Raw genomic sequence first — 14,807 nt, 5'->3', positions numbered from 1 at the left:
CCGTCCTCAGGCCTTGTTGTAGGGGACGCCGAGGGTCTTCGGCGTGTCGCCCTTGTTGCGCACCATCACCAGCGCCACGATGGTCATGACGTAGGGCAGGGCCTGCAGCGCCTGGTAGGGGATGGCGAGCGCCGGCTGCGCCTGGAGTTGAAGCTGCAAGGCGTAGAAGAGCCCGAACAGCAGCGACACGAGGAAGGCGCCGATCGGCGACCAGCGCGCGAACACCACGACGGCGAGTGCGATGAAGCCGCGGCCGGAGGTGATGCCCTCGACGAACTGGTTGGAGTGGCCGAGGGTCAGGAAACCGCCGCCGAGGCCGGCAAGCCCGGTGCCGATCAGCACCGCGCCGTAGCGGTAGGCAGCAACGCTGCGGCCGACCACGTCGACCGCCTTGGGATGCTCGCCAACGGCGCGCAGGGTGAGCCCGAAGGAGGTCTTGTAGAGCACGAACACGGCGACGAGAACGACCAGCAGCGTGCTGTAGACGATCGCGTTCTGGCGGAACAGCGCCTCGCCCAGGAAAGGCAGGTCACTCAGCCCCGGAAGGTCGAGCGGCTGCGCGATCTCGACGCCCCTGCCGGTGCCGACATAATAGGTGCGGAACAGGAAGGCTGTGAGCCCCATGCCGAGCAGGTTGATCGCCGCGCCGACGACGATCTGGTCGGCCTTGACGGTGATGGTGAAGAAGGCGAAGACCAGCCCGACGGCCATGCCGCCGAGCACGGCCGACAGAAGGCCGAGCGGCAGGCTGCCGGTGGCGAAGACAGCGGCGAAGCCGACGAAGGCGCCCATCAGCATCACGCCTTCGAGCCCGATATTGAGCACGCCGGCGCGTTCGGAAAACACTTCGCCGATGGAGGCGAAGATGAGCGGGGTCGCCAGCCGCCAGGTGGCGCCGATGGTGGTGGCGATAAAGCCGAGTGTCGCGACGTCTTCCATCTTGCACCTATTTCGGATGGATGGCCGAGCGGAACCGGTAGACGCCGAAGGCGACCACCGACAGGATCACCATTCCCTGGATCACCGAGACCAGAACCTGCGGCACCTGCGCCGTGATCTGCATGAGCTCGGAGCCGGAGCGCAGCACCGCAAAAAGGATGCCGGAAAAGATCGCCCCGAACGGGTTGTTGTTGGCCAGAAGCGCGACCGCGATGCCCTCGAAGCCGTAACCCGGCGAGATGTTCTGATAGAGCCGGTGAGTGACGCCCGCGACCTCGAAAGCGCCGGCAAGGCCGGCCATGGCGCCGCTGATGCAGATCGCGAGAAGGACATTGCGCCCGACATTCATGCCCGCGTAACGCGCGGCATGCTGGTTGGTGCCGACGACGCGCACCGCAAAGCCGGCGCTGCTGCGGAACAGGAAGACATAGAAGGCAATCGCTAGCGCGATGGCGACGAGGATGCCGATATGGAGCCGCGTTGGCGGCAGGATACGCGGCATCCACGCTTCCTTGAAAAGGCGTGCGGACTGCGGATAGGCGGCCGCTGCGTCCTTGAGCGGCCCGGTGACCAGATAGCTGGTCGAAATCAGCGCGATATAGTTGAGCATGATCGTGGTGACGATCTCGCTCGCCCGGAAATAGACCTTCAGCAGCCCGGCAATGCCGGCCCAGGCCGCACCGGCGAGCGCGCCGGCGATCATCACCAGAGGAACGTAGAGCCATGGCGTCAGCCCCTCGAAGCTGACCCCGACGACCGTAGCGGCGACGGCACCGGCATAGAGCTGGCCCTCGGCGCCGATGTTCCAGATCGAGCAGCGGAAGGCCACGCACAGGCCGACCCCGATCAGGATCAGCGGGATCGCCTTGAGCAGGATCTCGGCGACCGAGCGCGTGTCGCTGAAGACGCCGACCAGCATGACGTCGAAAACGTCCCAGCCGTTGAAGCCGCTGAGCGCCAGAAGCACTGCGCCGCTGGCGAGTGCCACCAGCACGGCAGCTGCTGGCATGGCGATCGCCTGCGCGGTGCGGATCAGGAAACGTGTCATCGTGGCGAGGAAATCGGTATCCGCGGCGCGGGGCCGCTCGTTTTCGATATTGGCCATTGATTTTCAGTGGCAGGGCAGGGATGGGCGGGAGGCCGCCCTGCGTCAGCCTCCCCGCCGCTCTTTCGACCCCTAGCGGTTGCGGGTCTTGATCTCGCCTGCGGCGATCTTCGCCTTCACGTCCTCGACCTCCTCGCGGATGTCGGCAGGCACGCCGTTTTCGACGTCGTCGCGGAAGGAGAACTTGATGACGTCCGCGTCCTTGAGGCCGAACTCGATGTTCCAGCTCGGCACCTCGCCGTCCTGGATCGACTTCACGACACGGACCACGCCCTGGGCGTAGTCGGCGACATAGAGGCCGAGGATGTTGTTCGGGGCAACCTCGGTGAAGTCCGAGAAGATGCTGAAGGTCTTCACGTCACCGCCGGATTCGGCGATCGCCTGATAGCCGCCGACCGTGGCACCCGAGGCGTTGGGCACCAGGAAGTCGGCGCCTTGCGAGATCATGCTGAGGCTCGCTTCCTTGGCCGCGGTGGTGTCGGTGAAGTTGCCGATATAGGCCTCGCTGATCGGGAAGTCGGGATCGACGCTGCGGGCGCCGTTCTTGAAGCCTTCGAAGGCCTGCTGGATCGGCGGGATTTCCATGCCGCCGACGAGCCCGGCCTTCTTGCCCATGCGCGCGGCGACATAACCCATCAGGTAGAAGGGCTGGCTGGTATCGGTGTTGAGGCCGATCACATTGCCCTCGTGGATGTAGCTCGACGAGATCAGGAACACGGTATCGGGATAGTCGGCCGCAACGTCGAGCGCGGCGTCCTGGAATTCGAAGCCGTGGCCGAGGATCACGTTGAAGCCCTGGCTGGCATAGTCGCGGAAGGCCTTTTCGAACGAGGCCGGGTTCTGCTGCAGCTCGACGTAGGAGACCTGCGCGCCGAGCTCCTTTTCCACGCCCTTGAGCGCGTTGTAGCCGATGCGGTTCCAGCCCTCTTCGGAGACGCTGCCGGGCACAAGCAGGCCCATCTTGAAGGTGTCGGCGAAGGCCGGTGTGGTAAACGCAAGGGTTCCTGCGGCCACGGCCGCGAGCCCGGCGAGATATGCTCTTCTGGTGATCGTCATGATGCTCCTCCCAGCGGTTCTTTCATCAACGTTGCGGCGGTATCTGCCGCCGCTCAGCACTCCGCCTTGTGCCGGCGCGCCTCCTTCGCGGCCGCCATGGCGGATGTCTCGAAAACCGGCCGGCCGCCGGCGAAGACGGTCATCGCGTCGGCCCCGCCGGCAACCAGCGTGTCGACGTCCGGACAGTCGGTGACGAGGAAATCGGCGCGCGCGCCTTCGCGCAGCCCGTAGCCGCCCCCGAGCCCCATCAGGCGCGCCGGGATCGTGGTCATCATCGTGTGGACGGCCTTCAGTTCGTCGCCCTTCAGATGCCCGGCAAGCAGCGTCCAGCGTCCGATCTCGAGCATGTCGCCGGAGCCGGTCGGCACGAACGGGTCCTGGATGTTGTCGGAGGCGGTCGCGATCGGCACGCCGGAGCGCACAAGGTCGGCAACGCGCGTCAGGCCGCGCGGCGGCAGCGTGTCGGCGTCACGGCCCTGCAGGTAGAGATTGGCCGCCGGCAGGGTGACCACCCCGATGTCGAGCTCGAGAATCTGGTCGCGGATACGCTCATAGGCATCGCGCGGCAGGGCGCTCAGCACCGAGGCGTGGCTGAGCACGGTGCGGCCCTGCATGTTGAACTTGCGCACCCGGTCGAAAACGGCGTCGAACAGCGGCCGCCGCGTGTCGAGATGCTCATCGAGATGCAGATCGACCGGCTTGCCGTGCTTTTCGGCGGCGCCGAACAGGATGTCCATGTAGCGGAACGGGTCTTCGCTGACTGCCGGCGTGCCGCCGACCGCGTCGGCCTTTTGCACCGCGCGGTCGATATTTTGCATCAGCCAGTCGAGGTCCTGACCCGGATGCGGGGTCATGAAGGCGACAAGCTGCAGCGTCAGCCGGTCGGTCCACTCGGAACGCAACTGTGCCAGCGACTCGATGCCGTTGAAGCCGGCATCCTTGTCGACATTGATGTGGCTGCGGATCGCGGTGGTGCCGCGCGACAGGCAGCGCGCCATGGTGCGCGCCGCACGGCGCAGGATGTCTTCAGGCCCGGCGGTGCGGGCGTATCTGGCGAAGGCTTCACGCGCGCCCTGCAGGGTGCCGGACGGGTTGGGCGTGAAGCGCAACACGCCGGTCTTGTCGAGATGCTGGTGCATGTCGACAAGGCCGGGGGTGACCAGCCGTCCGGAGATGTCGATGCGGTCGAGATCGCCGCCTGTGTTGGCGGCGCCGCCGACCTGTGCGATGCGCCCGTCGACGCCGACGATGATGTCGGCACGACGCTCCCTACCGTCCGGCAACAGGGCCAGGCCGCCTGTGAGAACGTATGGTTTGCCTTGACGAGGGCGCGGGACGGTCCCGTTTGCCAGCATCGAGTACTCCCGTGGGGAATTCCAACGCCGAAACGCTAGCAACCGGCCAATTGATTAGGCAATTTCATTATCCAGATAAATTATTTCGATCTTCTCATGGATGGCCGAAAAATCGGCGATCCGGATGCTGATCGGGGCGACTTCAGGGCCGATCTCCTAGCAATGAAAGTCATGAAGAAAGCATCTTTATGGCGTTCGTATCCCATTTTTCAATTTATACAATTTGTACCTCTGAGCGGTGCCATTTTATTTGTCCGCACCAGCGATTGATATGATTAACCAATTGATATCGCTCGCAATTTGTACAAGAAAAACCTGATTGTTGACAATCAGTACTGATAGAATAGATTGTCGACAATCCATCGGGAGGCACCATGAGCGAGTCCCCATTCCGCGTCAACGGCAGCCGGCCGCCGGCTGTCCCCGGCGCCGCAATGAGCGGCCCGGAAGCCGAGGAACGCGTCGTCAGCGCGGTGGTTGAGGCCATCCTCGGACACAGGATCGCCCCGGGCACGCGCCTCATCGAGCGCGAGCTGGCGCAATATGCCGGCGCCAGCCGCTCGGCGATCCGCAACGGCCTTCTGACGCTTGCCCATGCCGGTCTCGTCGAACTCAGCCCCAACCGCGGCGCAACGATCGCGATGTGTTCGCCGGAGGAAGCGCGCCATATCTTCGAGGCGCGCATCGTCATCGAGGAATCGGTGATCCGGATTCTCGCCGCCAAGATGAATGCAGCCGACCGCGCGCGCCTGTTCGATTTCGTCGAACAGGAACATGCCGCCTATGAAGCCGGCCACATGGAGGAAGCGCGGCATCTTTCGCGGCGCTTCCATCTGCTGATCTGCGAACTGGCCGGCAACGACGTCCTGACCGGCATCGTCCGCGACCTGATCAACCGGCAGCCGTTGCTTTCCTGGACGCGCGAAAGCCGCAAGCCGCGTTTTTGCGGCAACCAGGCGCATCGCGAGATCGCTGGGGCACTGGCGCGAGGCGACGGCGGCGAGGCGGCGAGGCTCAACAGCGAACACCTGCGCGAACTCGAGCGCGAACTGGGAACGGACCGCGAAGCGGCGCTGCAGGCCGCGACCGATGGAAACGAAACCGACAATGCCAACGGGCCAGCCCGGCAGCCCTGAGCCGCCGGACCTCCCGAGAACCAAAAAGACCGAACCACGGGAAGAAACGCTATGAAACGCTTCGAATATCACCAGCCGCAAAGTCTCGACGAGGCTTCGGCGCTCCTGGCCGAACTCGGCACGCAAGCCAGCATCATCGCTGGCGGAACCGATCTTCTGGTCGAGATCAAGGAAGAGCTGCGCAAGCCGCTTCACGTGGTCGACATCAAGAAGCTGCCGGGGCTGGGCGATCTGAGCTTCGACGCGAGCGAGGGGCTCCGCTTCGGCGCCCTTGTGACGGCGCGCCAGATCGAGACCTGGGCGCCGGTGATCGAGCATTACCCGAACCTGCGCACCGCCGTCAGCCTGCTCGGCTCGATCCAGGTGCGCAACCGGGCGACGGTGGTCGGCAATGTCTGCCGCGCCTCACCTTCGGCCGACACCATCCCGCCGCTGGTCGCCGACGGCGCGTCGCTCGAGGTCTACAACCGCACCGGTGAGCGCACGATCGCGATCGAGGAGTTCTTCACCGGGCCGGGCCGTACCGTGCTTGCGCCCGGCGATATCGTCACCGGTATTTCGGTACCGCCGCCGCAGCCGGCGAGCGGCCGTGCCTACATCAAGCACGGCCGCCGCAAGGCGATGGAGCTCGCCACCGTCGGCGTCGCCGTCAGCCTCGATAGCGACGGCGATACCTGCCGCGAAATCCGCATCGCGCTCGGCGCGGTGGCGCCGACGCCGATCCGCGCCCGCAACGCCGAGGCGCTGTCGCGCGGCCGCGCCCTCGACCTGTCCGCCATCGCGGCGATCGCCGACGCGGCGATGGCCGAATCCACCCCGATCAGCAATGTGCGCGCCAGCGCCGACTACCGCCGCGAGATGGTCGGCGTGTTGACGCGCCGCGCCATCGGCCAGGCCATGGGAGGCATTCAGTGACCCGTATCGTATCGATGACCGTCAACGGCGAGGAGTGCGAACTCGCCGCGCCCGACTTTCGCACGCTGCTCGATGTGCTGCGCAACGAGGGCGGGCTCACCGGCACCAAGAAAGGCTGCGACGTCGGCGATTGCGGCGCCTGCACCGTGATCATGGACGGCAAGCCGGTGAACGCCTGCCTGGTGCTGGCCGTGGAGGCCGAGGGTGCCGACATCCAGACCATCGAAGGGCTGCAGCATGCGCCCGACCGGCCACATCTCCTGCAGGAAAAGTTCATGGAGCACGGCGGCGCCCAATGCGGCTTCTGCACGCCCGGCATCGTCATGATGGCCAAGGCGCTGCTCGACGAGAACCCGGAGCCGAGCGAGGACGAGATCCGTTTCGCGCTCGCCGGCAACATCTGCCGCTGCACCGGCTACACCAAGATCATCGAAGCCGTTCAGGGCGCGGCAGAGGACATGAAGAAAGCGAGGGCGATATGACCATCCACGACCACCCCGCCGCCGCGAAGCAGTCCTTCTCGGTCGTCGGCAAGAGCGTCAAGCGCTCCGATACACTGGAGAAGGTGACCGGGACCGCGCTTTATGCCGGCGACATCATCCTGCCCGGCATGCTGCACGGCAAGATCAAGCGCAGCGATATCGCCCATGCCCGCATCAAGTCGATCGACACCTCGAAGGCGCTGGCGCTGAAGGGCGTCAAGGCGGTGCTCACGCATGAGAACGTGCCGCGCGTGCTGCATTACGGTTCGCCGCACCCGCGCTCGGCCTCGGTGACCAAGGACCAGTACATTCTCGACGACCGGGTCCGCTACTGGGGCGAGGGCGTTGCCGCTGTCGCCGCCATCAGCGAGGAGATCGCCGAGGAGGCGCTCGGCCTGATCGAGATCGAATATGAGCCGCTGCCGGCCGTCTTCACCGTCGAGGATGCGCTGAAGCCGGATGCGCCGGCAATCCACGACAACGGCCTGGAAAAGAACAACGTGCTCGCCCCTGTCGTGGTCGAGCGCGGCGACGTCGAGAAGGGCTTCGCCGAGGCCGACCTGGTGCTCGAGGGCGAATACGAGCTCGGCCGGCCGACACCGGCCTACATGGAGCCGAATGTCTGCGTCACCCAGTGGGACGGCAACGGCAAGCTCACCATCTGGAGCTCGACCCAGACCGCCTTCATGGTCCGCGGCGCGCTCGCCGAGGTGCTCGGCGTGCCGCTCAACAAGGTGCGCGTCATCGTCGACCATATGGGCGGCGGTTTCGGCGCCAAGCAGGACCTGTTCCAGCACGAGTTCCTGTCGGCCCTGCTGGCGAGGGAAACGGCGCGGCCGGTGCGCATGGAGTTCACGCGCAAGGAAACCTTCCTCGGCGGCCGCTCGCGTCATCCCGGCAAGATCTGGCTCAAGCAGGGCTTCACCAAGGACGGGCGCATCACCGCGCGGCAGGCGCGCATCGTCTTCAATTCCGGTGCCTATGGCTCCCACGGACCGGGCGTGACCAATGTCGGCACCGCGGCGATGACGTCGCTCTACCGCTGCGAGAACGTGCATCTCGAAGGTCGCTGCATCTACACCAACACGCCGATCGCCGGCGCCTTCCGCGGCTACGGCGTGGTGCAGACCTATTTCGCCATCGATCTGCAGGTCGACGAGGCGGCCGAACGGCTGGGTTTCGACCCGGCCGAGTTCAAGCTGAAGAATGCCGTCCGCGAAGGCGACATCGCCCCGTCGGGTCACCCGATCGTCGGCCACGGGCTCGAGGACTGCATCCGCCGCGGCATGGAGGAGAGCGACTGGGCCGCGGTTCGGAAGGCCCCCAAGGGCAATGGCGTCAAGCGCCGCGGCTGGGGCATCGGCTGCGAGATGCACGGCTCCAGCGCCTACCCCGGCATCAAGGAGCAGGGCAACGCCATCGTGAAGATGAACGAGGACGGCACCGTCACGCTGCTGACCGGCACCGCTGGCCTCGGCACCGGAGCCCACACCGCGCTGTCGCAGATCGTTGCCGAGGAACTCGGCGTGCCGTTCGAGGACATCTCGGTAGTGCAGGGCGACACCGACGTCGTGCCCTGGGACATCGGCGCCTTTGCCAGCCACACCACCTACATGGGCGGGCGCGCCGCGCAATTCGCGGCCGCCGACGTGCGGCGCCAGATCCTGGCGCATGCGGCGCCCATGCTCGACTCCTCGCTCGAGGAGCTGACCATCGTCGACGGCGTCATCCTGCGTCTTGACGGCTCCAACCGGTCGATGTCGCTCAGGGAGGCGGTCGCGCCGCAACGCGGCATGCCGGCGATCCAGCTCGTCGGCGTCGGCACCTATACGCCGACCAAGTCCTATTCCTTCGGGGCGCATTTCACCGAGGTCGAGGTCGATACCGAGACCGGCGAGGTCGCGGTCCTGCAGGTGATCCCCGTGCACGAGATCGGCAAGGTGATCCACCCGGTGGCGGCCGCCGGCCAGATCGAGGGCGGTATCCAGCAGGGCATCGGCCACACGCTGAGCGAGGACTATGTCATCGATCTCACCAACGGCCGATCGCTCAATCCGAGTTTCGTCGACTACAAGATGCCGCTGTCGATGGACATGCCGCCGATCCGCACCATCATCCTGGAGACCGCGCCCGATCCGGGCGGTCCCTGGGGCGCCAAGGGTGTCGGCGAAGACCCGATCATCGCCATCGGGCCGGCGATCGCCAACGCCATCCACGACGCGATCGGGGTGCGCTTCCGCCACTATCCGATCACGCCAGAAAACATCCTCGACGCGCTGCGCGCGCAAAAGAAGGAGGCCTGAGCATGGCCGATATCCAGACCAGCGGCGACGGCAAGGTGCCCGTCACCATCCTCACCGGCTTCCTCGGCGCCGGCAAGACGACGCTGCTCAACTACATCCTGACCGAGCGCCACGGTCACCGCATCGCGGTGATCGAGAACGAGTTCGGCGAGATCGACGTCGATTCCGACCTGGTGATCGCCTCGGAGGAGGAGATCTTCCAGATGCAGAACGGCTGCATCTGCTGCTTCGTCGACGTGCGCAACGATCTCGTCGAAGTGCTGCAGAAGCTTCTGGCGCGCAAGGACAAGTTCGACCACATCCTGGTCGAGACCAGCGGGCTTGCCGACCCGACGCCGGTGGCGACCAGCTTCTTCATCGACAACGAGGTGGCCGGCAAGGTCGAACTCGACGCGATCGTCACCATGGTCGATGCCAAGCATATCGCCCAGCATGTCGATGACCCGCTGCTGGACGGTCGCGACAACCAGGCCGTCGACCAGATCGTTGCCGCCGACCGTATCGTCATCAACAAGGTCGACCTCGTCGGTGAGGACGATGTGGCGGTGCTGGAGACCAATCTGCGCAAGCTCAACGAGACCGCCGATATCCTGCGGTCGAGCTACGGCAAGGTCGACCTCTCCAACATCCTCGGCATCAGCGGCTTCCAGCCTTCCTACGTCGCGGAGCGCGCCAAGCTGCTGAATCTCGACGAGCACGACCACCACCACCATCATCACCACCACTCCCATGATGCCACGGTGACGTCGGAATCCTTCGTCTTCGAGAGGCCCTTCGACCGTGCCAGGCTGGAGACGACGCTCGCCGACTATCTGGCGAAGAACGGCGACGACATCTTCCGCACCAAGGGCATCCTTGCGATCGAGGACGACAGCCGCTTCTTCGTTCTGCAGGCCGTGCACAAGCTGATGGATTTCCGTGCCGACCATCCGTGGGGCAAGGACCGGCCCTATTCGAAGCTGGTCTTCATCGGCCGCAACATCGATCGCGCGGCGATCGAGACGATGCTCGAGGGCTGCCTCGCGCACGGCTGACCCGCGCAAGTGCTCCTGGTTTCGGCGAAGGTCACGATCAAGAAGTGACAGGCGCCATCCTCCCAAGGCACCCCGCCTCGCCGGCCTTCGGGCCGGCGTTTTTTTCTGCAATGATCGGAAGGTCAGTTCAAGCCGGCGCTCGCGCCTATCCCTCGGCGGCCTGCTTCGCGGCGCCCTTGAGCCCGCCCCAGCGCCTGACCAGGCCGGCGTCGATGTCGAACAGGTCGAGCACGCGGCCGACCGTGTGGTCGACCATGTCTTCGAGCGTTTCCGGCCTGGCGTAGAAGGCCGGCACCGGCGGACAGATGATGGCGCCGGCCTCCGTTGCCTGCGCCATGGCGCGGATATGACCGAGATGCAGTGGCGTCTCGCGCAGCATCAAGACCAGGCGGCGGCGCTCCTTGAGCGTCACGTCGGCGGCGCGCGACAACAGGCTCGAAGTCACGCCTGAAGCGATTTCCGACAGGGTCTTCACCGAGCAGGGCGCAACGATCATGCCGAGGGTGCGGAAAGAGCCGCTCGAACAGGCCGCGCCGATGTCCTTGTTGGAATGCACGACGGTCGCCAGCGCCTCGACGTCGGCGATCTTCATGTCGGTTTCCATGGCGAGCGTGATCTGCGCGGCGCGCGAGACGACGAGGTGGGTTTCGATGTCGAGTTCGCGCAGGATCTTGAGCAGGCGCACCCCGTAGATCGCGCCGGAAGCGCCGCTGATGCCGATGATCAGGCGCTTCCTCTGCTGATCGAGCGGTCGCATCGCCACCTCCTGTCCGATTAGCCCACTCGGCCAAGGATGGCGCGGGCGCGCGCGAAGGCCTCGTCGCTGATTTTGGCCAGCGTACCGTGGAAATCGGGACCGCGCGTGGCGTCGAGCCCCATGCGCGACGTGGTGCCGATGCCCGAGGCCGAGGGATCGAGGGCGTTGCCCGGCAGGCCCTCGATGATGACGACGTCGCGGTGCGGCTGGAAATGGGTCGACAGCGCCCACAAGACGTCGGAATCGCGCGTGACATCGACATCGGCGTCGACCGCGATCACGGTCTTCAGATAGGCGTCCCAGCCGAGCAGGCCGAGCATGACCTGGCGCGCCTCGCCGGGCCGCATCTGGTTGAGCGCCACATAGGCGTGGAAATGGGTGCCCGAGGCCGGATAGTGGACCGCTGTCACGCTCGGGAAACGCTGCTTGAGCTTTTCCACCATCTCGGCCTCGCGCGGCACGCGGCCTAGATTGAGATGCTCGGCGGAATTGCCGCCGGCGACGGAGACCAGCATGGCATCGCTGCGCCGCATGACGGTCTCGACGCGGAACAGATTGTTGGTCGAGCGGTCGGACGAATAGCCGGTGAACTCGCCAAACGGCCCCTCCTCGACATGTGCCTCGGGATCGATCACGCCCTCGAGCACGATCTCGGCGAAGGCGGGCACGCGGATGCCGTGCTTCGGCGTGCGCACGACCTTGAGCGGTTCGCCGAGCAGACCGCCGGCCACGTCGCGCTCGTCGGCGCCAAAGGCCAGCCGTGCCGAGGCGGCGATCATGAACAGCGGGTGGGCGCCGATGACCATGGCGACCTTGAGCGGCTCGCCGCGTTCCTTGGCCATGTTCAGAAGCCGCCACAGATGCCCCCGCGAATGCAGGCTGGTGGCGAGCTCGTTCTTCGAATGAATCATTGCCCGGTGGTAGCTGAGATTGCCGCCGCCGGTCTCGGGGTGCTCGGCGATGATGACGCCGCTGGTGATGTATTTGGTCCGGTCGGTCTCGAAATGCTTGAGCATCGGCAGGGTCGAGAGGTCGATGCCGTCCTGGGTGACCAGTTCGGTCACCGGGCCGTCGCGTAGCTCGACCGGTTTCACTTCCTCCCTGGACCGTGCCTGGTAAGCCTCGTGCAGCTGCCCTTCCTCGACCCCGAACATGCGTGCGATGCGCTGGCGCGACCCGAAGATGTTGGAGACGACTTCGACGCCGATGCCGCCGACCTTGCGGAAATGCAGCAGCGGCGATCGGTTCTGTTCCTTCAGAGCCCAGATGAACGCTGACACGTCCTGGTCGTCGGAGACCGGCTCCTCGACGGTCAGCACGTCCTCGGGATGGGCGGCCGCATAGGCCGCGAGGAAATGGCGCACATCCTGGCTGTCGTGAGGGGCCCGCTTGTCCATGGCAGTCTCGTTGTTCTTCTCGTTTTGCGTTTCTTCGCTCCCGAAGGAGAGCGGCGGTCCGGCGAGGCCGGACCGCCGCATCGGGCATCAGGCGGGAACAGCCTGGCCCGCGCCGCCCTTGACACCGGCATAGGTGTCCGTCAGGCGGGCCTTCGCCTCATCCATGGTGCGAGGCGGAGGGGTGGGGTCGATGCCGACCAGCTTGGCGATGTTGTTGCCGAGGTAACCTTCGAGGTCGTCTTCCGACAGGCCGAGGCCCTGTGGCGGTTCGTGGCACAGGACTTCGAGTTCGCGCAGCCACATGCCCGGCTCGTTCGGCGGCGAGTCGGTGCCGAAGACGATCTTGTCCTTCGGCAGTTCCTTGGCGAACTCGACGATGCGCGACTGGAAGCACCAGCCGCTCTCGCAATAGACGTTGGGCGTGTCCATCGCCATCCAGAAGGATTCGAAGGAATAGTTGCCGCCGGTCTGGATGCCGAAATGGCCGATGATGAAGTTGACCATCGGGAACTCCCGGATGATCGGATAGAACATGGTCGGGATCGTGTAGGGCCCGTCGCCGGTGTGGATGAGCACGACCACGCCGAGCTCGGCGCATTTCTTCATCGCCGGGCGCAGCCACTCCAAGGCCCGGTCGGGCCGGTAGCCATGCATGTTGGCATGCAGCTTCAGCATCTTGAAGCCGTATTCCTTGACGTGGAATTCCAGCTCCGCGGCGCCGTTTTCCGGACCCCAGCGCGGGTTGTAGTTGAAGTTGCCGATGAAGCGGTCCGGATATTTCTGGCACAGCTCGGCGATGTAGGCCATGTAGTCGCGAATGCCCTCGCGGCCCATGCGGTTGCCGTCGCGGTAGCCGGTGTTGCCGGGCGGCGGCTGGATGAAGCCCATGTCGATGCGGCGCGGCTTGCCGTTGATCCAGTACGGGCCGTCCATGAGCTTGAGCATGCGCTCGCCGGTGAACGGCGTGCCGGTGTGCCGCCAGGCCTCGTCGACCAGGTTGGTCGGATGCAGGTGGGTGTCGATAATCATCGTTGATCTCCGGAATTCGGTAGAGAGATCGCCTGACGGCCTCAGGCCGTTGCGAGTGCGGGGCTGTCGCCCGTAAGGCGGGCCTTGGCTTCCTCGACGGTGCGCGGCGGCGGCGTCGGATCGAGGCCGATCATGCGCGCGACATTGTTGCCGAAATAGTCTTCCAGCGTGTCCTCATCGAGGTTCAGACCCTGAGGCGGCTCGTGGCACAGAACCTCGAGCAGGCGCAGCCACATGCCGGGCTCGTTGGGCGGCGTGTCGGTACCGAACAGGATCTTCTCCTTCGGCAGTTCCTTGGCGAACTCGACGATGCGCGACTGCAGGCACCAGCCCGACTCGGCGTAGACGTTGGGTGCGTCGAGTGCCATCTGGAACGGCTCGAAGCAGTAGACACCGCCTGTCTGCACGCCGAAGTGGCCGAGGATGAAATTGACCTCGGGAAACTCGCGGATGATCGGATAGAACTCGGTGGGGATCGAGTATGGTCCGTCGCCGGTATGCACCTTCACCAGCAGGCCCAACTCGGCGCATTTCCGCATGGCCGGCCGCAGCCAGTCGAGCGCCCGGTCCGGCCGGTAGGCGTGCATGTTGGCCTGCAGCTGCACCATCTTGAAGCCGTATTCCTTGGCGTGGTGCTCGATCTCCTCGGCGCCGTTCTGGGTGCCGTAGCGGGGATTGTAGACGAAGCAGCCGAGGAACCGGTCGGGGTACTTCTGGACCAGTTCGACGGTGTAGGCCATGTAGTCGCGGATGGCTTCCTTGCCTTCCAGGTCGCCGTGGCCATGCGTGTAGATGGTGTTGCCCTGCGGCGGCTGGATGAAGGCCTTGTCGATGCGGCGCGGCTTGCCGTTCACCCAGAACGGCCCGTCCATCATCTTCAAAAGACGCTCGCCGGTGAACGGATCGCCATCATGCCGCCATGCCAGGTCGACCAGCTTGGTGGGGTAGCAGCTAATGTCGATAATCATCGTTGTCTCCAAAATTGGCAATGTTCCGCCAACACGGGAAACCGTGCGCGGCGAAACCACCACGCCCGACAACAACTCTGCCGAAGACTCTGTCAGATATTACCGTCGGGCGCAGATCGCGTGATCGCATGCCAGCAATTCCCGACCGGATTTTTCGCGCCGAACGCGACCGAAATACGGTTGCTGCTTCTACTGACAATGGAAGGGAGTGTAGCGCAAAACTTGCGGCCTGGAAAGAAAAAAATCGGAAAAAATCGAAAGATTTCAAATATTTAAATGACAAACAGGCATATCGCGGACGTTGCCTCCGGTTCCCCCGGAGGCCCCGCCG

At 65.1% G+C, this 14,807-nt stretch carries 13 protein-coding genes; 5 read left to right on the top strand and 8 right to left on the bottom strand.

Going from position 1 to position 14,807, the window contains the following annotated elements; genetic code table 11:
* Positions 1-6: 6 nt before the first annotated feature.
* The 4 genes from FQ775_RS16685 to FQ775_RS16670 form a co-directional block, all read right to left on the bottom strand.
* Complete coding sequence (locus FQ775_RS16685) at positions 7-939, bottom strand: ABC transporter permease (protein ID WP_146298517.1); 933 nt, start codon at positions 937-939, stop codon at positions 7-9.
* A gap of 7 nt (positions 940-946) precedes the next feature.
* Positions 947-1,987: an ABC transporter permease gene (locus FQ775_RS16680; RefSeq protein ID WP_432420073.1), complete on the bottom strand. Its 1,041-nt coding sequence runs from the start codon at positions 1,985-1,987 to the stop codon at positions 947-949.
* Positions 1,988-2,116: 129 nt separating this feature from the next.
* The gene (locus tag FQ775_RS16675; RefSeq protein WP_146298515.1) at positions 2,117-3,100 is read right to left on the bottom strand and encodes a BMP family lipoprotein; all 984 of its coding nucleotides are present in this window, start codon (positions 3,098-3,100) and stop codon (positions 2,117-2,119) included.
* 53 nt (positions 3,101-3,153) lie between these two features.
* A complete protein-coding gene (locus FQ775_RS16670) occupies positions 3,154-4,383 on the bottom strand; it encodes an amidohydrolase family protein (RefSeq protein ID WP_246730158.1) in 1,230 nt (409 codons plus the stop codon).
* Positions 4,384-4,829: 446 nt separating this feature from the next.
* Here FQ775_RS16670 and FQ775_RS16665 point away from each other — a divergent pair, with 446 nt between their 5' ends.
* Genes FQ775_RS16665 through FQ775_RS16645 form a run of 5 tightly spaced genes read left to right on the top strand, consistent with a single transcriptional unit; the run spans position 4,830 to position 10,325 of the window.
* A complete protein-coding gene (locus FQ775_RS16665) occupies positions 4,830-5,591 on the top strand; it encodes a GntR family transcriptional regulator (RefSeq protein ID WP_146298513.1) in 762 nt (253 codons plus the stop codon).
* 51 nt (positions 5,592-5,642) lie between these two features.
* The gene (locus FQ775_RS16660) at positions 5,643-6,506 is read left to right on the top strand and encodes an FAD binding domain-containing protein (RefSeq protein WP_146298512.1); all 864 of its coding nucleotides are present in this window, start codon (positions 5,643-5,645) and stop codon (positions 6,504-6,506) included.
* Complete coding sequence (locus FQ775_RS16655) at positions 6,503-6,988, top strand: (2Fe-2S)-binding protein (RefSeq protein ID WP_146298511.1); 486 nt, start codon at positions 6,503-6,505, stop codon at positions 6,986-6,988. The genes FQ775_RS16660 and FQ775_RS16655 overlap by 4 nt, the downstream gene beginning before the upstream one ends.
* Positions 6,985-9,291: a xanthine dehydrogenase family protein molybdopterin-binding subunit gene (locus tag FQ775_RS16650; protein WP_146298510.1), complete on the top strand. Its 2,307-nt coding sequence runs from the start codon at positions 6,985-6,987 to the stop codon at positions 9,289-9,291. The genes FQ775_RS16655 and FQ775_RS16650 overlap by 4 nt, the downstream gene beginning before the upstream one ends.
* A 2-nt stretch (positions 9,292-9,293) precedes the next feature.
* Positions 9,294-10,325 carry a CobW family GTP-binding protein gene (locus FQ775_RS16645; protein WP_432420030.1) on the top strand — a complete coding sequence of 344 codons (1,032 nt, stop codon included), beginning with the start codon at positions 9,294-9,296 and terminating at the stop codon, positions 10,323-10,325.
* A gap of 145 nt (positions 10,326-10,470) precedes the next feature.
* Here FQ775_RS16645 and FQ775_RS16640 read toward each other — a convergent pair whose 3' ends face one another.
* The 4 genes from FQ775_RS16640 to FQ775_RS16625 all read right to left on the bottom strand — a co-directional run bounded on the left by FQ775_RS16640 (position 10,471) and on the right by FQ775_RS16625 (position 14,476).
* Entirely contained in the window at positions 10,471-11,082 is a 612-nt protein-coding gene (locus tag FQ775_RS16640; RefSeq protein WP_146298509.1) for a UbiX family flavin prenyltransferase, read from the bottom strand.
* A gap of 17 nt (positions 11,083-11,099) precedes the next feature.
* A complete protein-coding gene (locus FQ775_RS16635) occupies positions 11,100-12,479 on the bottom strand; it encodes a UbiD family decarboxylase (protein ID WP_146298508.1) in 1,380 nt (459 codons plus the stop codon).
* A gap of 87 nt (positions 12,480-12,566) precedes the next feature.
* The gene (locus FQ775_RS16630; RefSeq protein WP_146298507.1) at positions 12,567-13,508 is read right to left on the bottom strand and encodes an amidohydrolase family protein; all 942 of its coding nucleotides are present in this window, start codon (positions 13,506-13,508) and stop codon (positions 12,567-12,569) included.
* Positions 13,509-13,549: 41 nt separating this feature from the next.
* On the bottom strand, positions 13,550-14,476 hold the full coding sequence (locus FQ775_RS16625) for an amidohydrolase family protein (RefSeq protein WP_146298506.1): 927 nt from the start codon (positions 14,474-14,476) through the stop codon (positions 13,550-13,552).
* Between the last annotated feature and the right edge of the window lie 331 nt (positions 14,477-14,807).

It is taken from the genome of Nitratireductor mangrovi (genome assembly GCF_007922615.2).
Classification (GTDB): domain Bacteria; phylum Pseudomonadota; class Alphaproteobacteria; order Rhizobiales; family Rhizobiaceae; genus Mangrovimarina; species Mangrovimarina mangrovi.
This window is presented reverse-complemented; position numbering and strand designations above follow the sequence as displayed.